This is a genomic window from Vibrio sp. 10N.261.46.A3 (assembly GCF_041472995.1).
Classification (GTDB): domain Bacteria; phylum Pseudomonadota; class Gammaproteobacteria; order Enterobacterales; family Vibrionaceae; genus Vibrio; species Vibrio coralliirubri.
The window spans coordinates 34,530-60,015 of sequence record NZ_JBFRRH010000039.1 but is presented as its reverse complement, the minus strand read 5'-3'; the positions used below and the strand labels follow the sequence as shown (position 1 = coordinate 60,015).

General features: G+C 45.0%; 22 protein-coding genes. 13 read left to right on the top strand and 9 right to left on the bottom strand.

What is annotated here, in order from left to right; all coding sequences use genetic code 11:
- Positions 1–7: 7 nt before the first annotated feature.
- From ugpE to AB4484_RS11150, 4 genes are all read left to right on the top strand, one after another.
- A complete protein-coding gene (gene ugpE, locus AB4484_RS11165) occupies positions 8–850 on the top strand; it encodes a sn-glycerol-3-phosphate ABC transporter permease UgpE (protein ID WP_017060566.1) in 843 nt (280 codons plus the stop codon).
- Entirely contained in the window at positions 840–2,138 is a 1,299-nt protein-coding gene (gene ugpC, locus AB4484_RS11160) for a sn-glycerol-3-phosphate ABC transporter ATP-binding protein UgpC (RefSeq protein WP_372078114.1), read from the top strand. The genes ugpE and ugpC overlap by 11 nt, the downstream gene beginning before the upstream one ends.
- Positions 2,139–2,194: 56 nt before the next feature.
- A complete protein-coding gene (locus AB4484_RS11155) occupies positions 2,195–2,914 on the top strand; it encodes a glycerophosphodiester phosphodiesterase family protein (RefSeq protein WP_372078112.1) in 720 nt (239 codons plus the stop codon).
- A 159-nt stretch (positions 2,915–3,073) separates the two neighbouring features.
- Positions 3,074–3,811, top strand: a complete 738-nt coding sequence (locus AB4484_RS11150; RefSeq protein ID WP_050645840.1) for a sulfite exporter TauE/SafE family protein — start codon at positions 3,074–3,076, stop codon at positions 3,809–3,811.
- Positions 3,812–3,903: 92 nt separating this feature from the next.
- Here the strand turns inward: AB4484_RS11150 and AB4484_RS11145 are convergent, their stop codons facing one another.
- Together AB4484_RS11145 and AB4484_RS11140 are read right to left on the bottom strand one after the other, a co-directional pair.
- Positions 3,904–4,677 carry a murein L,D-transpeptidase family protein gene (locus AB4484_RS11145; RefSeq protein ID WP_050644096.1) on the bottom strand — a complete coding sequence of 258 codons (774 nt, stop codon included), beginning with the start codon at positions 4,675–4,677 and terminating at the stop codon, positions 3,904–3,906.
- Positions 4,678–4,679: 2 nt separating this feature from the next.
- Positions 4,680–5,162, bottom strand: coding sequence for an N-acetyltransferase family protein (locus AB4484_RS11140; RefSeq protein WP_372078109.1), 483 nt, complete (start codon positions 5,160–5,162; stop codon positions 4,680–4,682).
- A 219-nt stretch (positions 5,163–5,381) separates the two neighbouring features.
- Between AB4484_RS11140 and AB4484_RS11135 the strand changes: the two genes are divergently transcribed.
- From AB4484_RS11135 to grxB, 3 genes are all read left to right on the top strand, one after another.
- Positions 5,382–6,362, top strand: a complete 981-nt coding sequence (locus tag AB4484_RS11135) for a Gfo/Idh/MocA family protein (RefSeq protein ID WP_050633215.1) — start codon at positions 5,382–5,384, stop codon at positions 6,360–6,362.
- A gap of 164 nt (positions 6,363–6,526) precedes the next feature.
- Positions 6,527–6,685, top strand: a complete 159-nt coding sequence (locus AB4484_RS11130; RefSeq protein WP_004733064.1) for a hypothetical protein — start codon at positions 6,527–6,529, stop codon at positions 6,683–6,685.
- 347 nt (positions 6,686–7,032) lie between these two features.
- On the top strand, positions 7,033–7,665 hold the full coding sequence (grxB, locus tag AB4484_RS11125) for a glutaredoxin 2 (protein ID WP_372078107.1): 633 nt from the start codon (positions 7,033–7,035) through the stop codon (positions 7,663–7,665).
- 280 nt (positions 7,666–7,945) lie between these two features.
- Here the strand turns inward: grxB and AB4484_RS11120 are convergent, their stop codons facing one another.
- Together AB4484_RS11120 and AB4484_RS11115 are read right to left on the bottom strand one after the other, a co-directional pair.
- A complete protein-coding gene (locus tag AB4484_RS11120; RefSeq protein WP_050649750.1) occupies positions 7,946–9,910 on the bottom strand; it encodes a CHASE3 domain-containing protein in 1,965 nt (654 codons plus the stop codon).
- Between the two features lie 267 nt (positions 9,911–10,177).
- Positions 10,178–11,011: a pyruvate, water dikinase regulatory protein gene (locus AB4484_RS11115; protein WP_086774572.1), complete on the bottom strand. Its 834-nt coding sequence runs from the start codon at positions 11,009–11,011 to the stop codon at positions 10,178–10,180.
- Between the two features lie 178 nt (positions 11,012–11,189).
- Here AB4484_RS11115 and ppsA point away from each other — a divergent pair, with 178 nt between their 5' ends.
- Positions 11,190–13,562 carry a phosphoenolpyruvate synthase gene (gene ppsA / locus AB4484_RS11110; protein WP_048609039.1) on the top strand — a complete coding sequence of 791 codons (2,373 nt, stop codon included), beginning with the start codon at positions 11,190–11,192 and terminating at the stop codon, positions 13,560–13,562.
- Between the two features lie 116 nt (positions 13,563–13,678).
- Here the strand turns inward: ppsA and AB4484_RS11105 are convergent, their stop codons facing one another.
- Complete coding sequence (locus AB4484_RS11105; protein ID WP_372078104.1) at positions 13,679–15,034, bottom strand: serine hydrolase domain-containing protein; 1,356 nt, start codon at positions 15,032–15,034, stop codon at positions 13,679–13,681.
- 92 nt (positions 15,035–15,126) lie between these two features.
- Between AB4484_RS11105 and AB4484_RS11100 the strand changes: the two genes are divergently transcribed.
- The gene (locus AB4484_RS11100; RefSeq protein ID WP_061038533.1) at positions 15,127–16,104 is read left to right on the top strand and encodes an AraC family transcriptional regulator; all 978 of its coding nucleotides are present in this window, start codon (positions 15,127–15,129) and stop codon (positions 16,102–16,104) included.
- Positions 16,105–16,174: 70 nt separating this feature from the next.
- Here AB4484_RS11100 and AB4484_RS11095 read toward each other — a convergent pair whose 3' ends face one another.
- Entirely contained in the window at positions 16,175–17,290 is a 1,116-nt protein-coding gene (locus AB4484_RS11095) for a hypothetical protein (protein ID WP_048609044.1), read from the bottom strand.
- A gap of 322 nt (positions 17,291–17,612) precedes the next feature.
- On the opposite strand from AB4484_RS11095, the gene AB4484_RS11090 reads away from it, so the two are divergent.
- Entirely contained in the window at positions 17,613–18,947 is a 1,335-nt protein-coding gene (locus tag AB4484_RS11090) for an MATE family efflux transporter (RefSeq protein WP_372078102.1), read from the top strand.
- 82 nt (positions 18,948–19,029) lie between these two features.
- Here the strand turns inward: AB4484_RS11090 and AB4484_RS11085 are convergent, their stop codons facing one another.
- Together AB4484_RS11085 and AB4484_RS11080 are read right to left on the bottom strand one after the other, a co-directional pair.
- A complete protein-coding gene (locus AB4484_RS11085; RefSeq protein WP_372078100.1) occupies positions 19,030–19,779 on the bottom strand; it encodes a sulfite exporter TauE/SafE family protein in 750 nt (249 codons plus the stop codon).
- A 52-nt stretch (positions 19,780–19,831) separates the two neighbouring features.
- A complete protein-coding gene (locus tag AB4484_RS11080) occupies positions 19,832–20,722 on the bottom strand; it encodes a TIM barrel protein (protein WP_372078098.1) in 891 nt (296 codons plus the stop codon).
- Positions 20,723–20,972: 250 nt separating this feature from the next.
- On the opposite strand from AB4484_RS11080, the gene AB4484_RS11075 reads away from it, so the two are divergent.
- The 3 genes from AB4484_RS11075 to AB4484_RS11065 all read left to right on the top strand — a co-directional run bounded on the left by AB4484_RS11075 (position 20,973) and on the right by AB4484_RS11065 (position 23,704).
- A complete protein-coding gene (locus AB4484_RS11075) occupies positions 20,973–22,181 on the top strand; it encodes an acetyl-CoA C-acetyltransferase (RefSeq protein WP_050633221.1) in 1,209 nt (402 codons plus the stop codon).
- Positions 22,182–22,316: 135 nt separating this feature from the next.
- Positions 22,317–22,973, top strand: coding sequence for a CoA transferase subunit A (locus AB4484_RS11070; RefSeq protein ID WP_048612829.1), 657 nt, complete (start codon positions 22,317–22,319; stop codon positions 22,971–22,973).
- Positions 22,973–23,704, top strand: a complete 732-nt coding sequence (locus AB4484_RS11065; protein ID WP_372078095.1) for a 3-oxoacid CoA-transferase subunit B — start codon at positions 22,973–22,975, stop codon at positions 23,702–23,704. The genes AB4484_RS11070 and AB4484_RS11065 overlap by 1 nt, the downstream gene beginning before the upstream one ends.
- Positions 23,705–23,966: 262 nt before the next feature.
- Here the strand turns inward: AB4484_RS11065 and AB4484_RS11060 are convergent, their stop codons facing one another.
- Positions 23,967–25,475, bottom strand: coding sequence for a CoA-acylating methylmalonate-semialdehyde dehydrogenase (locus tag AB4484_RS11060; RefSeq protein ID WP_372078093.1), 1,509 nt, complete (start codon positions 25,473–25,475; stop codon positions 23,967–23,969).
- Positions 25,476–25,486: the final 11 nt, after the last annotated feature.

Below are 25,486 nucleotides of genomic sequence, written 5' to 3'. Positions count from 1 at the left end.
GTTATTTATGAAAAGTAATAAGGTCTCTGACCACCTAATTTTAATTGCTGGGATGCTGTTCATGTTGGTCCCTATTTGGCTAATCTTCGCCAGCTCGACGCATAACCCAAACACCATTGTCAGCGAAGGCCTGCAATGGCTTCCAGGCGATAACTTTACGGCCATTTATAGCGAAGCTTGGAACAAAAGCATGGGCTTCAGTGGCGAAGTCACCGCCAGCAAAATGATCGCCAACTCAATGATTATGGGGCTAGGTTTTGCGATCGGTAAGATCATTATTTCGATGATGGCCGCGTATGCTTTGGTCTACTTCAGACTTCCTTATGCTACAGCTTGGTTCTGGTTGATCTTCGTGACGCTTTTACTGCCATTAGAAGTGCGCATTATCCCTTCCTATGAAGTTGTCGCTGGGCTTGGGCTGCTTAATAGCTACACAGGTTTAATTCTGCCTTTAATCGCCTCAGCCACCGCGACGTTCTTTTTTAGGCAGTTCTTCAAAACCATCCCCGATGAATTGTTAGAAGCTGCTCAGCTAGATAACGCAGGTCCGTTTCGATTCTTTGTCGACATATTATTGCCACTGTCTAAAACCATGATTGCCGCAATCTTCATCATCATGTTTGTGGTGGGTTGGAACCAATATCTGTGGCCAATCATGATGACCACGGACGAAGGCTACAACACCATCGTGATGGGCATCAAACAAGTACTCAACAACATCAATGAAACCAGTTTACCGCGCTACGACTATGTTTTTGCCATGGTGATTTTAGCTATGTTGCCACCCGTTTTAGTGGTGGTTGTATTTCAGCGTTGGTTTGTAAAAGGGCTAGTAGAAAGTGAAAAATAATAACGACACAAATCAAATGAACGATAACCGCATTCAATCACTCGCTGAGTACAAGATGTCTCACCCGGCTTCTCCGCAAAAATCAGAGGACACCCCGATGCCAAAGTTAAAACAAACGTTAGGGCACACCCAAGCCACTCAAAACCATACGCACAAAGCACCTACCATGTTAGGCATCAAAAACTTGGTAAAGACTTATGAGAACGGTCATCGTGCAGTGAAAGATGTCTCGCTTGATATCGAAAAGGGTGAATTTCTTGTGTTGGTTGGCCCATCGGGCTGCGGCAAGTCTTCTATCCTGCGTTCAATAGCAGGGTTGGAAAGCATCTCTGGCGGAGAGATTCACTTGGGTGGCCGTCGTGTTGATAACGAAAAGCCAGCTCAACGAGATATCGCAATGGTCTTTCAAAATTACGCACTCTACCCTCACATGACGGTATACAAAAATCTCGCTTATGGTTTAAAGAACCGAGGTGTCAGCCAACACGTAATTGAAGAGAAGATTGAGAAAGTCGCCAAGACACTGAAAATAGAAGAGTACCTAGACCGCAAGCCAGCCAAGCTTTCGGGTGGTCAGCGCCAGCGTGTTGCTATGGGGCGAGCGATCGTTCGCGACCCTCAACTGTTCTTGTTTGACGAGCCCTTGTCTAACCTAGATGCCTCATTGCGCGCTCACATGAGATTAGAAATCAAAAAGCTGCAACGCGAGCTAGGCGTAACCAGTGTTTACGTGACTCATGACCAAGTCGAAGCCATGACACTGGCAGATAGAATCGTGGTTCTCAACAAAGGTCAGATAGAACAAGTCGGCACACCAAGAGAAGTTTACCACCAGCCTGCCAGCACCTTTGTGGCAAGCTTCATTGGCAGCCCCGCGATGAACTTCCTAACTGCCACGCTCGATGATGGCTATCTTGAAATCGGCGATCAACAAATGTATCTGCCAGAGTACGCGCATGTTAAGGACGCGACTATCACGCTTGGCATTCGCCCTGAACACTCTGAGGTTTGTTCCGAATTGAAGATGAACACCTTGCCTCTCGAACTGCGTATCAGTGTGGTTGAGCCATTGGGGCCGAATCAATTGGTTCATGGCCTTGTGAACGACCAACCCTTTATCGCCGTCACGCCTGAAACGACACTATGCCAAGTACTGCCGCTCGGATTAAGCATTGATAAATCCAACCTGCATATTTTCGACAGTCGGGGGAAGCGTATTCAGCCGAATAACTTTACTTCACAAGAGTCACGCGAAGAAGCGACAAGCATAACGACGGCTCTCGCTTAATCGAGTACACTGATATTTAATGCGTTTTTACGGTGCGTCTTTAAGAAGGATTAATTATGTCGTCTATCATCGTAGGTCATCGGGGTGTAGCAGGTACTCACCCAGAAAATACCAAAGCAAGCATTGAAGAAGCCGCTAAACTCGGCTTGAAATGGATTGAAGTAGATATTCAACCAACTCAGGATGATCAACTTGTGGTTTGTCACGACCACACCCTTGAGCGCTGCAGTGATGGTAAGGGTCGTGTCGACGAACATACCCTTGCAGAACTGCGTCAGCTCGATTTTGGCAGTTGGAAGTCTGATCAGTTCGCTGGTGAAAGAATATTGACGTTGGAAGAGTTGCTCGCGCTTGTTGAGCAGCATGATCTCAGCGTGAACTTAGAAATCAAAGTCGACAGTCGACATCAAGCGCCTCATGTCGTTGATTTGCTGCATACCGAGTTGATTCGTTCAAATCTAGACACCGACAGAGTGCTGCTTTCAAGTTTCAGCCATCAAGTGGTTTCTGAAATGGCCCGTCACCTGCCGAGATACCGAGTTGGTGTGATCACAGAGCAACTGACTCAAGCCGACTTGATGTTGATTGACGAGGTGAAAGCGTTCAGCTGTCACATGAATTACGAGCATGTGAATCAGAGCGATCTTGATACACTCAGTGAAGCAAATATTCAAACTTGGTGCTACACAGTAAACGATCCGTCTCACTTCAAATTCATCTCAAAAGTAGATGCCGTATTCACTGATTTCCCGAATCAATTCACCTCTATAAATTGACCAAACAAATACTGAAAAACACCCCCGAGAGACTTTAAAATTAACTCTCGGAAAACCTTAAAATTAGGTAGCAAACACAAGTGAGTAGGAGTACATTCCGCTACTCACTTGGTTTCATTAGCTCGCTCTATTTAGACAGCTTCATTGGTTACTTAATTTATGGATCTCATTTTTAGTCCAACCTTCCCAATTTTGGGTGCAATCTTCATTTTCGCCGCTATTGTTCGTGGCTTCTCAGGTTTCGGTTTCACCTTAGTGGCATTGCCATTAAGTGCGTTATTCGAGCCTGTTATCGAACTGGTTCCTGTCTTCATGTTGATCGATCTCCTCGGCAATGTTCAATTACTGCCTAAAGTTCGAAAACACGTTAACTGGCGCTGGGTTTTAAAGGTATTTATCCCTTGTTTTGCCTTCACACCAGTCGGCTTACTTCTGCTTAAATCCGTTAGCCAAGACACGATCATCTTGATCATCAGTGCCTTCATTTTTGCGTCTGCACTTATGATCTACAAAGGTTTCCAGTACAAAAGTGAACCTAGATTTGCTCCCTATATTCTAGGCAGCCTTGCAGGTGTAATGAACGGCGCGGCTTCGATGTCAGGGCCTCCAATTGGCACTCATGCATTGGCAAGCCCAGTCGCTCCGCACATTGCCAGAGCCGGCCTGATAGCCTTCTTTGTCTTGGCGGATTCCACTGCATTTGTTTCGGCATCTATCGCTGGGTTAGTCGACCGTGATGTAGTTTGGCTGACTCTCGCGCTTCTACCAAGCAGCATGTTTGGCGGTTATGTGGGTTCTAAACTGTTCGAGAGATTTGGTGGAGCGAAGTTTAAGCCAGTCACCATTGCATTGCTGATTGTGATTGCAATATTCAGTGCTGGTCGAGTCTTACTGTAACTGGCTTTAGCGTTTAATTTTGGAAGTTGATTTCAGAAGTTGGTTTCGCGAATTGACTGCGGAAAGTGATTAAGAAAAGTGGGTACCAATGACTACCATTCAATATGGATAGGGGTACCCATTTTTACAAGTTGGAGAAACTCATCCATATCTTGATTGGTTAATGCGATACAGCCATCCGTCCAATCAAAGCTTTGAATAAAGCTCGGCGAACGACGCTCACCATTTTTGATGCCATGGATTTTGATGTTTCCTCCGGGGTCTACGTCATTTTGCTCTGCCCATTGCATATCCGAAGGTTGCGGATAATTAATATGTACTGAGCGATAAAAGTCCGACTCTTCCATCACATAATCGAGCTGGTATTCCCCTTCAGGCGTTCGGTTGTCCCCTTCAAAGCGTTTATGCCCTTTCGGTTGTTTGCCTAGCGCAATACGAAACTCCTGAATCACCTCTTCACCTTTAAGCAGGTACATCCTACGTTTCGATTTATCGACTTTAACTAAAGTGACCACTTGCGACAGCGAATCTACCTCAGAGGCGCTATCTGGTACGTTGTAAAACTGTCGTGAGGAACTTTGAGGTGGACGTTTCGATGACCCTTGAGAAAGCTGAGCTACCTTTTCATCAGAGCGACTGTTAAGAACATCATCGACAATAATCACATGCTTGGAGTTTGAGCTGGTGGAAGAGGTTGAGTTAGATGAAGACGTTGAGACACGTTGAGAATGAGCCGGTGCAGACTCGAATACGATGGTTTCGATAGCAGTCGCGTCAGAGACTATTTTCTCGACCACGACCTGCTCAGCATTCGCGTTCGAAGCCATAAACAGTAAACACAGTGATAAAGGCAAAAACAGACGCACCTTTAGATCTCCTCAAAACGCATGGACATGGTTCGTGACTGAGTTTCCATTCCTAACGACTCATAGAAACCTTGAGCTTGTTGGTTAAACTCCATTACCTCCAACCTAAGTTCTATCGCCCCTCTCGCTTGCGCCCATTGATTAAACGACTTCATTAACGCTCGACCAACACCTTTGTTCTGAACCTGATCGTTCACCACAATCGTATTCACCCTTGCCACCTTGTGCGGCTGAATAAAACTGACGCCTTTGTTCTGCGTTACCTTACCCGCTAAAAAGCCGACGACTTGCTTGTCGTCTACTGCAACCAAGAAAGCGCCAAGTGGGTCAAGCATCAAGCCTAACCAATACTCTTCACTGTCGGCCAAGCCTTGTGACGCAGGCGCAAATACCATAGGTGCACCAAGATGATGTTGACGGTTTATCTGCTCAGAGAGCGCTAAGATCGCGTTAATATCAGTTACCTTGGCCGTCCGAATTTGCATATCATCACCTTGTTTGAATTCAATAACACCTTAGCAAAAATGGCTTAATTGTGCACCGTTACACTGGTCAACTCAGACGTTCTGTGAAGGCTAATTATTAATATTAGGCACTATGTTTAGGGAAATTGTTCCGCAAATCTCGGGCACATTGCCAGCCGTTGAGTGCTACTATCTCTGCAGAATCAATATAATAACGACGACTAACGACTGGATACCTATATGATTAAGTTTGCTGTAATTGGAACCAATTGGATTACACAAAAGTTTGTTCAAGCTGCTCACGAATCTCAATCGATGCAACTTGCTGCGGTTTACTCTCGAAATCTAGACAGCGCGGCACAGTTCGCCCAAGAATTTGACGTTGAAACGACATATGACTCACTCGATGCATTGGCCAATGACAACACTGTTGAAGCCGTGTACATCGCTTCACCGAACTCACTGCATTGCGAGCAATCTATCTTCATGATGGAGCACGGCAAACATGTCATCTGTGAAAAGCCTGTCGCATCGAATATTGATGAAGCAACCCGCATGTTTGAGGTAGCTAAACAAAATGGTGTGGTGATGTTTGAGGCGTACAAATCTCAGTTTCTGCCGAACTTTAAGCAAATCCAACTTGGTTTAGAAAAGATTGGCAAGGTACATAAGGCACACATCAACTACTGCCAGTATTCATCGCGCTACCAAAAATACCTAAATGGCGAGAACCCAAACACCTTCAACCCAGCTTTTTCTAACGGCTCATTGGTCGATATTGGCTTCTACTGTGTTGCCGCGACAGTCGCGTTATTTGGTAAACCTGAAAATGCACAGGCTTCTGCAAAGCTGCTTGATTCAGGTGTCGATGCGCATGGCTGTGCGATCTTCCAGTATCCTGAGTTTGATGTGACCCTTGCGCACTCCAAAGTCAGTGATTCTTATACGCCAAGTGAGATCCAAGGTGAATTAGGGGCGATCATCATCGATCACATCGCTGAGTGTACTGACGTTAAGATCCGCTACCGCGATGGCACGGTAGAAAACCTTACTCAAGCACAAAGCGAAAACTCCATGAGTTACGAAGCGCAGGCCTTTGTTAGCTGCATTGCTGGCGACAACGCAACACAAGCGCAGGCCCAACTGCGCGCTTTAACGGTTGCTAAGTTAATTACAGAGATGCGCCAACAAGTTGGTGTCGTTTATCCAGCGGATAAATAACGTCACACTGTAAGTTAACAAACTGATTTTTAAGACATACTGATTTATACATAACTGAATTTAATCTTTACGACAAATAACCGGATTAGTTGATTGGGGTGCCATCTGTTTAAATCCGCGTTCGATATCTATCGTATTTATTTAATTTATTGAAGGTGTGTAAAGTGTTTTCAGTTGATGATCGCGTTGTAGCAACAAAAGGTGTTGAACTAGGTGAAATGGTAGTAACTGGCCTAAGTGCTGGTGGCGGCTACGTTCACGTTACAACGGTAGAAGGCGCAATGACGCTTACTTACCCAGCGCAAGATCTTAAAAAAGCATAGTTTAACCACTCTGCCCTTTTAGTAGTCACTCTACTAAAGGTAACAAAATTGAGGCTTTGGCTGACTTCACTCTTCTGCATTAGAGTGAGCAGCCAGAGCCTTTTTTATGCCCGTCATTTACCCACCAGCTTTCTCATTCGCTTACTCGTTACAATAAAACCGCACTCAACTGACAATAGAATTAGGCAACGAGTTTCTACACTAGGTGCTTGTTCTCATCGTCATCTTGATATCCCCGAGCACTTAATCGCAGTGAATAGTTCTTGTTAACAAAGGCTTATTGTCTGCGAAAGTTTCTGGTACATTAGCATCATCTTATACTAAGAATGACCCGAATGAGGGAAGCTATGAAGCTTTACATTTACGACCACTGCCCTTTCTGTGCAAGAGTCTCCTACATTGCTCAATCGCTAGGCTTGAACATTGAGCTTGTTTCTGTCGATTATGATGATGCCCAAACCCTTATCGATCTGATCGGTAAAAAGATGGTACCCGTCTTACAAAAAGACGATGGCTCTATCATGGCAGAGAGCCTAGATATCATCGCTTACTTCATGGACTTGAAATCAAGCGATGAGCAGCGTGTGCCATCAGAGCAAGTGACGGCGTTCCAAACTCGCGCATTCCCTCTTACTCAACAGATTGGACGCCCACGTTGGTGGAAACTCGACTTGGCTGAATATCGCTCTGCTGGAGCCAAAGAAGCTTGGCGTGCCAGTAAAGAGACCGAAGGTTTTAACTTTGAAGAACTCATAGAAAAGACACCTCAGTTCGTTCAGCTGATTAACCCATTACTGAAAGATGCCGAACTCTTACTGGATCTAGAGCATGGTGAGTCATCACTGCCTCTAGTCGATCAAGCGGTGTATTTCTCGATGCTTCGTGGCTTCTACGCAGAGGCAACGATTGAGTGGCCAAATGATTTGAACCGCTGGATGGAAACAAAAAGCCAAGAACTTGGTATCAGTTTACTGCGCTAAACTAATTATTGCGTGAAGCGTTGACTGAGCTAAGTTTGCTTGCTGAACTATGCTGATTTACTGAACTATAGTTACATATTGGACTATAACTACTTACTGGATTATGGCCATTTAACGCACAACGAACCACGCACTGTATAAACAAAGCAGCCTCGATACTAATGTGCATCGAGGCTGCTTTAATTTTTTGAGCAATAAAAATAGAGTCCCACTATTTCAATAGAGGCTCGGCATGACAGCTCTAGCCTTTGCTTAAATTGCCAAACGACTCCGTACTTTCTCAGCTAACATTTTTCACTTTAAACTGACCAACAATTTTCTGTAGTTGTTCCGCTAAACTCACCAACTCTTGGCTTGATTCTACTGTTTGTTCAGCCCCGGCAACGCTCTCTTTGGTAATACGATTAACGTTCACCACATTTTGATTGATCTGCTCAACCGTCACACTTTGCTCTTCAGAGGCGCTCGCACTTTGTGTACTCATATCAGAGATATTGTTGATTGAACGAGTAATAACATCAAAAGCTTGCCCTGATTTCTCGGCATTTTCTACGCTCCTCTTGGCAATATCACTGCTTTTCTGCATGCTACTCACCACATCTTTCGTCCCGAGCTGCAAACGTTCAATTAAACCTTGAATCTCCGAGGTCGAATCTTGTGTTCGTTGAGCAAGGCTCCGCACTTCATCAGCCACCACAGCAAAACCTTTTCCTTGTTCTCCCGCTCTTGCAGCTTCAATAGCCGCATTCAATGCTAGCAAGTTAGTTTGAGCCGCAATGTCTAATATCACATCAAGAATACCGCCTATATTGGTAGCTTCACGGGAAAGATCTTCGAGGCGAGCCATTGTACTCTCGATCTCAGATTCTAGGGAGTTAATACTCGTGGTTGTCTCTTGTACTACTGTCAAACCTTGCATCGCTTCATCACTCGCTTCACTTGCAGATTGAGCGGTATCGACTGCATTTCTCGCAACTTCTTGAACAGAGATAGACATCTGGTTCATCGCAACAGCGACTTGATCTGTCATCAACATCTGTTCATTCGCACCGTTGTTCGTACTCACCGTAATATTCGTTAATTGAGTCGATGAACTGCTCAATCGTTCACTTGCCACCATCATGTTACCAATGATGGTTTTCAAGCTTTCTGCCGTTGCTTTCAACGAGTTGGTTAACTCTCCAATTTCGTTCTTAGCACCTTTTTCAATATTGACCGTCAAATCACCTTTAGCTAATTGCTTAGCGATGCCAATAACGTAATTGATCTGTGAAGTGATACTTCGAGAAATGAACGCACCAAAACCAAAACAGAAAACGACCGAAGAGACGCCACCAACTGCAAGTGCCATCAGTGCCAAATCAGAGGCTGAGTTTGCTGCCTCTTTTCTTTCGACCATAAGCACTTGCTCGACGTTAATAATTTCAGCAACTTTATTACGCAAGCCATCCATGTATTGTTTACCCTGCTTTTGAGCAAGCTTTGTGTAAAGGTCGTCAATGGAGCTAAAGCGGTTGGATTCACGTACTAATGCAATCGCGGTTGATGCGTAATCATCAATCCAAGATTGAATGTCGCGCGATAATTGACTGTCTCCCATCGAAGCTAACTGCTTATCTACCTTCGATTTCCCTTCGTGATAAGGCTCTAAAAAAGCTTCTTCGCGATTTAGCATAAAACCGCGCAAGCCCGTTTCCATATTCACCATGTTGTTGATAAGAGACTCGCCATTAAGATAGCGCCCTGTAGCAATTTCAGCTCGTAGGTTATCCATCTTCTCTTTACCAATACCACTCGCGATCAGTGCTTTGAGTTCATTCACGTATGCTTCCCCGTCATGAATGCTCTTACGTAAAACAATAACCTCTTGAGCATACACCTGCCATTCCTTAGCAGCTCGATTGACTTCATCAAATCGTTGCTGTTGAGCAGGGTTATCACTGGTTAGGTTCTTTACTATGGATAAGCTTTGCTCAAAGGCTTGTTTACCTGCATGGTAAGGTTCTAGATACTCTTCCTGTCCACCGATCGCATAGCCTCGTAAACCCGTCTCTTGGTCGACCATCGAATTAACTAGGCGGTTCGATTGATCAATCACCTGGTAGGTATGCGTAACCATAGCATCGGTACTATTCAAAGTTTTAATTGAGTTCCACACCACAACACATAGTACGACTAAGATACTGATCGTAATGAAATTGCCAAAAAGTAACCTACTGCGAATAGTAAGCTCTGATATCTTCATAAACTGTTTTCCCTAACCTGTTGATGAACTGACACATGTATTTTTAATAATTATCGGTTATTTAGTTAACCGTTCCTTAAACAATAGGTATACATCCGACAAACAGGCAAAGAATTAAGCGACATTTTTCATAAGCTTTGTAGGTAAAAACTCTAACGAGGAGAGAGGAATATAGGGTGCAGAAGTGTATGAATACGGGAAAGTTAACCTCGTTGCTCCTTATATCAGGAGCAACGAAATCAAAACATAGGTTTGATCAACCACCCACTATAGCAAGCGACGTCTTAAGCCCGTTCGCTCCAAGATTCGTGTCGAAATTTCTTCAACCGATAGCGAAGAGGTATTGATGTACGGCACAGCCTCTCTGCGGAACATCGCCTCTACCGTTTGCAATTCATACAAACATTGTGAGTCACTGGCGTACTCGCTGCCTGCTAAGCGGTTCTCTCGAATTTCAGTCAACCTTTCCGCATCAATGGTTAAACCAAACAGCTTATGTCGGTAGATCTCAAATTCGGGTAACAGCTTTAAGCGTGCTAAGTCATCGTGGATAAATGGGTAGTTTGCTACGCGTAAGCCAAACTGCATCGCCATATACAAACTTGTTGGTGTTTTGCCACTTCGAGAAACACCCAACAAGATGATGTCGGCTTCTTCCAGCCCCTTTAGCGTGATGCCATCATCATGCGCGAGCGTGTACTCAATCGCAGCAATACGGTCGAAATACTTCACCGAGTCCTTATTTACACTGCGTGAGCGCTGCAACTTAGGAACAGGCGCCATCTGAATATCATCTTGTACTTTCTGTACGATGCTCTCTAACACGTCATAACAGTGCGCGGGCGCTTCTAGCAATTTATCCTTGATATCAGGTATCACAATCGAAAAGAACACCAGCGGTTCTAACCCGGTATCACGATACGAAATTTCAATCTCTTTTAATAAATCAGAAAGTTTGTCCTCACTTTCCACAAACGGGAAGGTTTTTTCATTGGCTTTGAAAGGGAATTGACCTAGAACAACATGCCCTAAAGTCTCACATGTTATGGCCGTTCCATCAGAAACATAGAATACATCACGACTTTGAATATCAATTTGCATTTTTTATTTAATGTTTAAAATTATTTTGAGTAGGATGGTAACCATAATATATATAACAAAACCCTGCTGACTATTACGTCCCCCACAGCTTTAAAAAATAATTTACATTTTTTTAAACTGATACGTAATCGTTTGCCTTTAAATCCCTACAATGCTTGCTATGTTTCTGGAGAAATAAATGCAAAATAATACCCTATGGTTCAATGGCCTATCCATGGAAGATGTCGACAAAGTCGGCGGTAAGAACGCCTCACTGGGCGAGATGGTTTCTAACCTGTCCAATGCTGGTGTTTCTGTACCTAATGGTTTTGCTACCACCTCTTATGCGTTTAACGACTTTCTTGATTACAAAGGTCTTGATGAGCGCATTCACCAATTACTTGATGAACTTGATGTTGAAGACGTTGACGCACTGCGTAAGACAGGTGCAACGATTCGACAATGGGTTCTAGATGCACCCTTCCCAGAATCACTAGAACAAGACATCCGTGAGAACTACCGCGAGCTAATTGAAGACAACGAAGAATTGTCTGTAGCGGTTCGTTCATCGGCGACGGCAGAAGATCTTCCAGATGCTTCTTTCGCAGGCCAGCAAGAGACCTTCCTTAACGTGAAAGGTATCGATGCGGTACTCGAAGCAACTAAGCACGTTTACGCGTCACTGTTTAACGATCGCGCTATCTCTTACCGTGTACACCAAGGCTTTGACCACCGTGGCATTTCACTGTCTGCAGGTATCCAACGCATGGTTCGTTCAGACAAAGCCTCTTCAGGTGTGATGTTCACGCTTGATACTGAGTCTGGCTTCGACCAAGTGGTATTCATCACCTCTTCTTGGGGCTTGGGTGAAATGGTTGTACAAGGTGCTGTGAACCCAGATGAGTTCTACGTTCACAAGCCAATGCTAGAAGCGGGTCACTACCCAATCGTTAAGAAGACGTTTGGTTCTAAGTTGATCAAGATGATCTACTCGACCAATCAAGAGATCGGCAAGCAAGTTGATATCATCGACACCGACACTCAAGAGCGTAACGAGTTTTCGTTGAACGATGAAGAGATCAAAGAGTTAGCAAAACAAGCGATGATCATCGAGAAGCACTACCAACGCCCGATGGACATTGAGTGGGCGAAAGATGGCATCGACGGCAAGCTTTACATCGTTCAGGCTCGCCCAGAAACCGTATGTTCTCAAAGCGACCAAAACGTTATCGAGCGTTACGAGCTAAACAACAAGGCGGATGTCTTGGTTGAAGGTCGTGCTATCGGACAACGCATCGGTTCTGGCCCTGTTCGTTTGGTTGATTCGCTAGACCAAATGTCACTGGTTCAAGAAGGCGACGTACTGGTAACAGACATGACAGACCCGGATTGGGAACCTGTGATGAAGAAGGCGTCTGCGATTGTCACTAACCGTGGCGGCCGTACTTGTCACGCTGCAATCATCGCTCGTGAGCTTGGTATCCCAGCGATTGTTGGTTGTGGTACAGCAACAAGCAGCCTAAACGATGGCGATACCGTGACAGTGTCATGTTCAGAAGGCGAAACAGGCTACGTTTACAACGGCGAACTCGACTTTGAAATCAAACGTTCTGAGGTTGATGAGCTACCAATGCTGCCAACCAAGGTAATGATGAACGTGGGTAACCCAGATCGTGCCTTCGATTTCGCACAAATCCCGAACGAAGGTGTTGGCCTTGCTCGTCTAGAATTCATCATCAACAAGATGATCGGTATTCACCCTAAAGCACTGCTTAACTTCGATGCACAAACGGATGAGCTAAAAGCGGAAATCAACGAACGTATTCGCGGCTACAAAGATCCTATCGATTTCTACGTAAGCAAGCTAACGGAAGGCATCGCGACTATCGCTTCTGCATTCTGGCCTAAGCGTGTGATCGTACGTATGTCTGACTTTAAGTCGAATGAGTACAGCAACCTTGTAGGCGGCAAAACGTTTGAACCACATGAAGAGAACCCAATGCTGGGCTTCCGTGGTGCATCTCGTTACATCTCACCAGTATTCGAAGACTGTTTCGAGCTAGAAACTCAAGCGATCAAGCGTGTTCGTAATGAGATGGGTCTTAAGAACGTTGAAATCATGATTCCATTCGTTCGCACGCCAAGCGAAGCGGCATCGGTTATCGACATTCTGGCTAAGTTTGACCTACGCCGTGGCGACCAAGGCCTAAAAGTCATCATGATGTGTGAGCTACCATCGAATGCAATCTTGGCTGATGAGTTCTTGAAGTACTTCGATGGCTTCTCTATCGGTTCAAACGACATGACGCAACTGACACTTGGCCTAGACCGAGATTCAGGTGATGTGGCACACCTATTCGATGAGCGTAACCCAGCCGTGAAAGCAATGCTGAAAATGGCGATCGATGCGGCAACCAAAGCGGGTAAATACGTGGGTATTTGTGGCCAAGGCCCATCTGACCATGACGACCTAGCAGAGTGGTTAATGGAGCAAGGCATCAGCTCTGTTTCACTAAACCCGGATACGGTTATCGATACGTGGTTGAAGCTAGGTAACGTTGCCAACAAGTAACGTTTAACCACTCAAATAGAAACACCGAAAAGTAGAGTCAACAAAGCCAGTCATTGCGACTGGCTTTTTCTTTATTGGCTGTTGTTTCTAGTTTCTACCTTGCTCAGCCACGGACATTACTTGTCATTCAACAACTTAGCCGCAGAGCGCATTAGTGCTGGGCCTTTGTTCTCACCAAAACCTGAGTGGTATGGGTTGGTTGAGAACATCACACCCACAAAGTCACGCGCAGGGTCGATGTAAATAAATTGGCCTAGGTTGCCGCTTTTCGACATCGCACCATCGTTGAAGATGAAATCAAACTGGTATGCGTTGTAGTCCGCTTTTTCGTTGTACGCGTGCAGTGAACTGCTCTCTTTGCTAGTACCTACGAATGCTTTTGGATCACCGCCGTTGCGGATACGATCAATCACAGCTTGTGACACCACTGGCTCATCAGCCACCGCTTTCCAACTAGGTGTAAATAGTGTTCCCCAGCGCGCCATGTCTTCTACCGTTGATGAAACCAAGCCAACCGCGATCGCCATACCATCTGGCGTCAAGTTGAATTGCATTGGTTGACGTGCGTGCACTTTTGACCAAACACGATCTTCGAATACTTGAGTCCAAGTTTTGTTTTCAACGTTTTCAACTAACTTAGTCAGCACCATGGTGTTGATAGATGCGTAACGGAAATGGTCACCTGCTTGTTCACCTTCCAGTTTCTGTGCACCTTGAGCCACTTCCATCCAAGTTTCCATCTCACCCGTTTTTGCTCTTGGTGAGTTAAACGATGCCGCAAAGAAACGCACCACATCAGAATCTGGGTGCAAGATAGACTCTAATGTCTCTTCATTGTCTAGCGCGGTCGACATGTTCAGAACTTGGTGTACTGTGATGCCATCCCAGTTCGTTCCTTTCAATTCAGAAACATATTCAGCAATCTCTTTTTCAGGGTCGACTTTGCCCTCTTCCACTAACATCGCAATCACAGTACCAACCGTGGTTTTCGCTGTAGATGCCCAAACATGCGTATCTGTCGGCTTCATACCCGGGTAAGCTTCGTAAACGATCTCCCCTTTGTGAATTAGCATAAAGCCTTGAGTACGGAACTGTTCATCCGCCAAGTACTGATCCATTGTCAACTGACCTTTGCTTTCAGTATCAACTTTGAGTGCAGCGAGTCGTGGGTCGATATTTTTAACTAAAGGCTTGTACTCTTCGTTTGGAGCCGCCAGTGCCGTTGGTAGAAACTCACTCATGTGCATGTTGTAGTAAACGCTGTGGTCGCCGCCCATCTGCCAATGAAAGTTATTGAATAACTCACGAGCTGAGTCAGTAAAACTTGGGGTAAATGCTGTGCTCGCCTCCTTCACGGTCAAGGTAACTTGAGCGCCTTCAACTTTCAGAGCTTCTTCAACTGGGTTTGCTGCAAGAGCAAATGATGATGCGATCGCTAAAGATACTAGAACGGCAATGTGTTTGAGTTTCATAATTGGTCTCCTGTTTGGGTTAGGAGAAGTATAAGGAGATGCGCTACACTTAATTAGGTCACTTGGTGACATTTAATGGTAGACACAAGACAATGAAAGCATCATCGAACACCACCAGCATATTGCTCACTTCGACCAGTAACATTGCTCCATATATTCAGTATTGTGACAAACATAGACTGGATTGGCGTACCGTCGCCGATGCGTGCGGTCTACCCATTGAACTAACACAATCCAATCAATGGCTTCCTACACAAGACGTGATTCGCTTCATTCATGGCCTTGAGCGGAAGTTTGGTTATTCGATAGGGATTGAGGTTGGACGTAGAGCTTCTCTAGAGCAATTGTCACCTGAGCTAGACCGAAAAATTGACCAATGCACGTCACTAGAGCAAGCGGTACGTTGCTTGATTACTGAAATATCGACCTTAAGTAATCACGTCACCATATGGACGGAAAAAAGCGATGGATTGTGGTGGCTGTGTCATCGAAGTTGCTATCATCCATCGACCTCAGGTTTTGAACAAGCCGAATGGTTTCGCGCCCTGACCGTGATTAGCCTCTGTCGTAAGTTCATTGACAGTCGCTGGCAACCATCACACGCCAAGTTGGTCTCTAAGCACAACAGCGCACGTAAATTACCTAAGCATTTCTTTGATTCTGATATTCAGTTTGAACAGCAATACGGTGCGTTCTCGATTCCGCTGCCCGATGATTATAGGGCCATTTCAGAACGAAATAGTACCCAAGATTGGCATCACGCCGTCGAGATATTAATAGACACCTATGCGACTCTACCTTGGTTCAATATTGAGTGGTTTGCGACCATGCTCGGTATGACAAAACGAACGCTGCAGAGAAACCTAAAGAGCAAAAACATTCTCTTTAAAGAAGCCAAAGAACAGGTTCGAGAAGCCAAAGCAAAACAGCTACTCGAACAGACAGACCTTTCTGTTCAAGACATCAGTTGGCAAGTGGGTTACAGCGACTTAAGTAATTTCAATCGCGCATTCAAAGGTTGGGTTGGAATCACTGCACCGAGCTATCGAAGCAATAAAAGAGGTTATTAAAAACCGAGGCTCAAAAACCCAAAAGTCCGGTCAAGTAACCGGACTCATAGTAGCTCTCAATACCAGTTGACTACTCTAATAAAGCTCTGGCGTTATCACCTTGCTCATAGATATAGAGGCTGACACGAGACAATATCGTTATCTCTTCTAAGCTGACTTGAAGTGAGTTCTGCCCCCTTCCAAGGTTCGCTCTCAAGCGATCAACCAACTGCTGTACAGCCATCAAATCATCTCTCGCTTTAGGTACTCGAGTGTTCATAAAGTTGAACCATTTTTCACTCATATTACGACTTATCTTGGCAAGCACCTCAGTATTGGTAATGGTGAATGCCTTATCAAGATTGCCTCCATCTCGAAGGATGTCATAGATGATGTGACCGTTCTTTTTCGCCACCATCATATTCTTGGTATTGAGCTGCAATTCACCGATATGTCCGTTGGCCATTTTTAAGAAGAACTTAATGTCTTTGTAACCGGCGTCTGTTGCTCCGCAGTTGAATTTTGCATTGTCGCCTTGGCTTGTACCGTAGCGATCTTTCATCGCAGACTGGTGGTGTTTTAGCTCAATAAACTCTTTGGTCAAAATGATCATCGCCTTGGCTACGATCATATCGTCCATATTCTCGAATACGATGGTCATACGAGCGGCATCTTTGAGATCGCCAATATCGTAGTGACGTTTTCGATTGGTAATTTTATCCAGCGCGCCGTGGAAATCTTTTACGCCTAGATAAGCACCCGGAGGCTGTTTGAGTGTGCCGTTACATACTGAAGCGACTTTAACAGCAAACTCTCTGAGCGCTTCTTGCGCCTCAACCGTTTCCATAAACATCATGAACAGCTGCTTTTTCTTGAGCGTGGCATTCGCGACCTGATTTCGAGAACCAAAATCTAGGTTACCGCTCCCTAACTTCTGACTCGATGATTCATCCAAGTAATTATGAATTTTCTCTTTCTGAGTCATGATGTCGAGAATGACCTGATCTTGCTGCTTATTGGCGTCATTCATGTAATCGAAGTTTTCGACTTTCTGTTTTAGAGCTTGTAACTTCTGTTGGTAATCTTTGACATTAACCAAACGAAAACCCTGAGACATAATCCCTTGCTGGTTTATCTTCGCCAGAACCTTGGCTTTATTCTTTCTCACTTGTTCTTGGCTGATCTGAATTTCTTCTGTCCCTGGCATATTTTGGCTCCCTCTCCAATATGCATTTAAAAATGTGCTTGCTGACTCGCAATTCCTTTTCTCTCCAACGATATTAGTTTATGGGTTTGATAATTACATTAGCCAACTTCGATAAGTCTATAAAATAAATAAGGTTTGAGAGGTGCTTCCATAAAGTCACAGTGCAGAATGCACCGAACCTACTGAAAACACGCATAGGTAATATGTTTAGATCGGGTAACATTTATTGGTATCGAGCTGACGTTACGTTATCCTTTACGCAATTCTTCATTGAGTGGATTGTCACTACGACAAACCTACCTTCAAGACTGATAAGAGTGTTATGAATTCTACGACCGCAACTCCCTCGCCTTCTCTTGGCCGACAACTCTATACAATGACATGGCCAATGCTGTTTGGGGTGCTCTCCCTGATGAGCTTCCAGCTTGTAGACAGTGCTTTTATTGGCCAGCTAGGCGTGCTGCCGCTCGCGGTTCAAGGTTTCACGCTACCAATTCAGATGATCATTATCGGCATTCAGGTCGGGCTAGGGATTGCGACAACAGCTGTGATCGCGAGAGCGATTGGCGCCAACGAGACACGCTACGCCAAACAGCTCGGTGGGTTAGTGGTTGCGATGGGCAGTGTGAGTGTTGCGCTGTTCTCCGTCATCATCTACCTACTTCGTAGTCCTATTTTACAACTCCTGGATGCGCCACCGACGGTATTGCCGATCATTGATTCTTACTGGATATATTGGCTTGTAAGCTCTTGGACAGGCGCACTGCTCTACTTTTTCTACAGTGTGTGTCGTGCCAATGGTAATACCATGCTGCCCGGTTCGATGATGATCGCCACCAGTATCATCAACTTGATATTGGACCCGATTTTCATCTTCACGCTCGACATGGGTATCAACGGAGCCGCGATTGCGACCATCTTAGCGTTCGGTGCCGGTATTTTTATCGTTGCTCCTAAGGTGACTAAGAAGCATTGGATGACATTCGACTGGCACGATCTTGATATCGGCAAGAGTATTCGTTCTATAGGAAACATCATGGGGCCTGCGATGATCAGTCAACTGCTGCCACCAGTATCTTCGATGCTCGCCACCAAACTGCTTGCTGGCTACGGTACTGCAGCCGTTGCGGCTTGGGCGCTAGGTTCACGTTTTGAATTCTTTTCGATTGTTGCAGTGCTTGCTCTTACTATGTCGATGCCACCTATGATTGGCCGAATGTTGGGAGAAAAGAACCTAGAAAACATACGCAAGCTCGTCAAGATTGCCGTGATGTTCGTATTAGGGTTCCAATTAGTGATCGCACTAGTCACTTGGGTGTTCTCTGGTGGGTTGGCAAATCTCATGACCAGCGAAGACGAAGTCTCAACCATTTTGAACTATCACTTACTTATCGTTCCTATCAGTCTAGGGCCTTTGGGCATCTGTATGCTGATGGTTTCTATCTCGAATGCGCTTGGCAAGTCTTATACCGCATTAGCGATTTCTGCACTGCGCCTGTTCGCTTTCTTCTTACCTTGTTTATGGGTTGGTTCGCAGCTTGCTGGCATTGAAGGCCTATTCTGGGGTGCCATGGTAGGTAATGTACTTGCCGGCACTTGTGCATGGTTTATGTACCAACGAGCACTTGGGCAAGTCGAAGCTAGACTAGCCAAATAGGTAATTGAACAGCTAAAGCGTTACGAACGAAAAAGCAGCCACTTAGGCTGCTTTTTTACATAACTATGGTTCTCAATAACGCTCAAAGATTCAAACCATCGATGGTCAATTTCATTCCCGAGATAAAGAGAAATAGATAGCACAATCGATACACCCATATTTGATTAACGCGATGCAACAACCACACTCCTAACTTAACCCCAACAGGAGCGAGAGGCATTAAAATCAATGCCGTCATCATATTGATCGTATCGAATTCACCTAAGGCAGCATAAGGAACAAGTTTGGCTAAATTGACTAAGCCAAACAATACAGCCATGGTCGCTACCAAAACAACTTTGTCTAGTTTCAATGGCAACATGTAAATACTTGCTGGTCCACCGCCCGCGTGAATCGCAGTGCTAGAAAAACCACTCAACGTACTCCAAAACCACGCACTTATTTTTCCACCCGCTTTTTTCTCATCCACACCCAAGAGTAAATACTGACCGCAAAATAGCAGGGAAAGAATACCAATGAGTAACTTCAATCCAGACTCAGGTGTGATACTCAAAAACAACCCAGCCAAGATGACGCCAAGAACCGCCCCTGGAAGCATGTTCTTAATGACTGAATAATCAGCATTACGATAATGATGTTTTACCGCAAACACATCCATTACACACAATATTGGCAATAAGATGGCAGCAGCTTGAGTAGGTGCAATGGTTATTGCCATAAGGGGAACAGCAATAATACCTAGCGCACCGCCTAATCCCCCCTTGCCAATTCCATAAATCAACACGGCGGGAATCGCAGTCACATAAAACCAAGGTTCAGTCACAATGAGCATGTGCTGTACCCTTTGTTGAAGAAGGTTCTTTTAGCAATGCCATTCCTAACCATTAACCAAACCCTTTTTGACTCAAAAACAATCGACTGCGTTTGATATCAGCTAACGTTCCATCAGAATTTTGGGGATCACGCTCTTGTTCTATAGTGATCCAGTCTGAATAACCGATTTGATTGATAGCCAACTGTACTTCGGCATAATTGATCGCACCTTCACCTATAGGACACATCACTCCTTGTGCGCAAGCAGCCCAGAAACCTACCTTGCTTTCGATAACATCGGAAAACACGGCGTCATTAATATCCTTGAAATGAACATATTCTAATCGAGATGCGTACTCAATTAGGCTTTTCGCTGGATCCATGGCGGCATAATACAGATGACCAGTATCTAAACAGAGCCCAACCTCTTCACTCGATAAATCAACCAACATTCGGTCAATTTCATCACGGTACTCTATAAAGCCACCAGCATGAGGATGAACGACAGGACGAATATCATAATGTTTCGCGATAGCAGCAATATCACGAATGGTTTGCATCATTATGTCCCAGAGCTGGTTGCCTAATCTTGGAGCTTCGTCACTCAATCCAGCGCATGCACTGCGCACATCATTTACACAATCAATCACGACCAGCTTTTTGCTGCCAATACGCTGAAGCATCGAGCATAAATCATGTGTTCGGTTCAAGATGCCCTCTTTATGCTCTATAGATGAAAGCGGTTCAAAAAGTGTACCAGCACAGATCACCAAACCATTAGCTTTGATCGCCGTATTAACAAACTCTCCCTCTAGAGGCATATATCCAAATGGGCCAAGCTCTATTCCTTGATATCCAGCAGCTTTACTTTCCACGACAACGGTATTCCATGATGGATTATGGACGTTAGTGGCAGACTCCACGCCCCAACAACAAGGTGCGCATGCAATTAAGCTATTCATGACTATTCTCCATTCGATTTAGCGTTAATTTGCAGAAATAACGCTCAAGTAATATACGCCAACTACTTGCAGCGTCATGTTGCATTTATGCAAACCGCGTTTCTACGAACGGCTATAACACCTCCTTCTCTGTGCCTTTAGAATGAATTCATCAACAAAGAATAACCGCACGCTGCGTTTTGTGTATTTACGAACTCTCAGCACCTCATTGAACTGTTAACTCAGCTTTACCTTGATACAGGATATTACGATGGAACCTATCTACATTGTTGCAGCGAAACGTACACCGATTGGCAGCTTCAACGGCGCACTATCTTCAGTTTCTGCACCTACACTAGGCGCTGCTGCAATTAAAGGTGCAATCAGTCAATGTCATATCGACCCTACGCTTATTGATGAAGTGATAGTCGGTAATGTACTCAGTGCTGGTATTGGTATGGGACCGGGGCGCCAAGCCTCAATTCAAGCCGGTATTCCAGAAACGGTCCCTGCATACACACTCAATATGATTTGTGGAAGTGGGATGAAAACGGTCATGGATGCGGCAAGTCATATCAAAGCGGGTGATGCTGAGATCGTTGTTGCCTGCGGAATGGAGAGCATGTCTCAAGCCCCATTTGTACAAACGCACAAAGTTAGAAGTGGCGTTCGTATGGGAAATATTTCGTTAGAAGACACCATCATTACCGATGGTTTAACCGATGCGTTTAATCAGTATCACATGGGTATCACTGCAGAAAACATTGCAGAATCCTTATCTATTTCGCGTGAAGAGCAAGATGAGTTTGCACTCAAAAGTCAGCTAAACGCAGCAAGTGCACTGGAGAGCCACGGTTTTAGAAGTGAAATAGAACCAATAGAAGTATCGTTGCGTCGAAAACAATACACCGTCGAGCTTGATGAATATCCAAAGACCGATAGTACATCAGAGAGTCTTAGTCGTTTACGCCCAGCGTTTAAAAAAGATGGCACTGTTACAGCAGGAAATGCCTCGGGTATCAACGATGGTGCAGCCGCGATCATCTTGGCATCCAAATCAGCCGTGGAGCGATACCAACTAAAGCCGATGGCAGAAATCGTTAGCTACGCTCAAGCAGGTTTATCTCCGGAAATTATGGGGCTAGGTCCCGTTCCCGCGATCGCTAATGCACTGGAAAAGTCCAATCTTTCACTGCAAGACATCGAGTATTTTGAGCTTAATGAAGCCTTTGCAGCTCAAGCTATCGGCGTTACAAAGCAGCTCGCAGAGAAACACAACGTTGATCAAAGTTGGATCCTAGAACGCACAAACCATAACGGTGGTGCTATTGCTTTAGGTCATCCACTTGGTGCATCTGGGATCCGTATTCTTGTCAGCTTGGCGTATCAACTAGAGAGAAAGCAACAAGACTATGGCTTAGCATCTTTATGTATCGGTGGAGGCATGGGTACTGCCGTAATCATCAAACGTTGTTCGTAGCTAAGTACTATACGACAAAGTAAAAAACGACCAAGTAAAAAACAAATAGCATGACTGCGTAAAAATTATCATCAGCAGTCATACCAAAAATTAAGTTAGACAAGGCGATAAGCCAACTCTGTATAGGGGCGAATTATGAGAAAAAAAATTAGTGCCAACGAGATTGCGGAAAAATTGCATGATGGGATGACCATCATGATTGGCGGCTTTATGGCAAATGGCGCACCAGAGGGCCTTATCGACCTACTACTCGAGCACAACATCCAAGACATCACACTAATTTCGACTGATACAGGGACTCAAACCACAGGCTCCGGTCGACTTATTGCAGCAAAACTCATCAAAAAACTCTATGCCTCTCACATTGGTACCAACCCAGAAACGGGGCACCAAATGAACAATCAAGAGCTAGATGTTGAACTGGTGCCACAAGGTACATTAGCCGAGCGTATTCGCGCAGGAGGCGCTGGACTTGGCGGCATTCTCACCCCAACAGGCCTTGGCACTATGGTGGCTGAGGGTAAACAAGTTATCAATATTGATGGGGAAGATTATTTACTAGAAAAACCTCTGCGCGCGGACCTTGCTTTTATACGCGGTTCAGTTGTCGATACCAAAGGAAATGTGTTTTACAAGAAAACCACTCAAAACTTCAATCCATTAATGGCGACCGCTGCCGACCTTGTGATTGTTGAAGCTGAAACACTTGTTCCTGTTGGCGACATCGAACCAGAGTCAGTACATACCCCAGGTCTATATGTAGATCACGTCTATCAAAAGGAAGCGAAATAATGACGGATATTATTTGTAAACCTCAACCTATTTATGGCGATGCGCCTTTGGCAAGCAAGATTACCGATAAGGCAGTAATACGCCGAAATATTGCTTGGAGAGTGGCTCAAGAACTGCATGACGGCGACGTCGTGAATTTGGGGATCGGCATGCCCTCTTTGGTTGCAAATGAAATTGACTCGGAAGTCGAGCTCATACTGCAATCTGAAAATGGATTACTCGGTATTGATGCTATTGCTGACGACAGTAATACTGACGCCGATTTAGTCAACGCCGGTGGACAGCCGATTACCGCAACCAAAGGCGCAAGCTATTTTAACAGTGCCGACTCCTTCACTATTATTCGCGGTGGTCATGTCGACGTAACGGTTCTCGGAGCCCTGCAAGTCGATGAGCAAGGTAATCTTGCTAACTGGATTATCCCTGGGAAAATGGTCCCAGGGATGGGAGGCGCTATGGATCTAGTCGTAGGCGCGAAAAAAGTCATCGTTTCAATGGAGCACACAGCGAAAGGTAAACACAAGCTTCTTAAAACCTGCTCTCTGCCATTAACCGCACTTAATCAGGTCGACATGATCATCACAGAGATGGGCGTGATATCCATTCATAAGTCCCAAATGATATTAACGGAGATAGCCCCTGGCTACACCCCTGAAGAAGTGCAACAAGCAACAGAAGCAACCTTGATAATCCCGACACCTCTCAACATTATGCCACTTCCAAAACATTAAATTTTCTAAATAGTAAATCGTGTTACTGCGTTTTTATTTGTTATGACTGCTCCACGTCATATTCGCCCATGCTGTTACAGCATGGGCTTTTTTATTGTGTTCACGGCTGCACCAAGGTTGTCGATTAAAAAGCACCGATCCATTCGATTAATTAAACGCCTCATCTAATGCAGTAACTGCGTATCTTCCTTTTTTAGTACAAAAAAGCAGTAACCTAAATGGCTACTGCTTATTGTGAAACTACCTAAAACAATAGCTCCGATTACATCGTCGGAAAGTTAAAGCTGCTAGTGTGCTCTTCCAATCGCACGCTGGCAGGCCAGCGACTCGTGACCGTTTTCATTCTTGTATAAAAACGAACCCCATCATTACCGTGCATATTTAAAGGCCCAAAGATAGAGCGTTTCCACCCGCCAAAACTATGAAATGCCATTGGTACAGGAAGAGGGACATTGATACCCACCATCCCAGCCAACACCTCTTCTTGAAACTGACGCGCAGCCTCACCATCTCGAGTAAAAATAGCCGTACCATTACCATATTCGTGTCGATTAATTAGGTCTAAGCCCGTTGCATAATTAGGCACTCGCACAATCCCCAACACTGGACCAAAAATTTCATCTTTGTAAATTGTCATCTCAGGGGAGACATGGTCAAACAAAGTCGGCCCAACAAAATACCCCTCTTTGTGGCCTTTAACCTCAAGCGATCGTCCATCAACCAGAAGTGAAGCACCTTGCCGCTCTCCCTCAGAAATATAATCACAAATTTTTTGTTTATGAGCAGCTGAAATAACAGGACCCATATCGTTTTCCCGTCCTTCCACAATCCCAGGCCCGACTCGCATGGACTGTATCTGCGTTTGTAATTTATCGGTTAAACGACCGGCTGTTTCATCCCCGACAACCACTACCACAGATAATGCCATACAACGTTCACCCGCAGCGCCATATGCCGCTCCCATGATGGCTTGAGAGGTCATATCTAGGTCAGCATCTGGCATCACTAAGCAGTGGTTTTTCGCACCACCCAATGCTTGGCAACGCTTACCATAAGCAGAAGCTGTGGTATAGATGTACTCCGCAATCGGTGTAGAACCAACAAAGCTGACCGCTTGTACACGTTCATCGGTAAGCAATACATCCACAGCTCGTTTATCGCCATTTACCACATTGAAGACACCATCGGGTAGCCCTGCTTCTTTAAGTAACAAAGCCAGTTCTATGGCCAGTGACGGATCTTTTTCAGAAGGTTTCAAAACAAATGTATTACCTGTAGCCAATGCTACAGGAAACATCCACATAGGAACCATTGCAGGGAAATTAAATGGTGTAATGCCAACGCACACGCCCAATGGCTGCATTAATGAATGACTATCTATGCCAGTGCCAACATTAGATGAGTGCTCGCCTTTTTGTAGATGTGGGATGCCACATGCAAACTCGACCACTTCGAGCCCTCGAGCTAACTCCCCAACGGCATCTGAATAGACCTTCCCATGCTCACTAGAGATCAAGCGAGCTAAACGGTCAAGATTAGCCTCGACTAAGGCTTTAAATGCAAACAACACACGGGCACGTTTCAATGGTGATGTTTTAGCCCACCCCAGATGAGCATGTTTAGCGGACTCAATAGCTTGTGCCGTTTGTTCTTCATTACTTAAAACAACTTGCTTTGTTTGCAGGCCTGTTGCTGGGTCAAAGATCGGAGCAACGCGTTCCGTTTGATAGTCGCTTATTTCACCATTAATAAAATTAAATACGGTTTTCATAACTGGGTCCT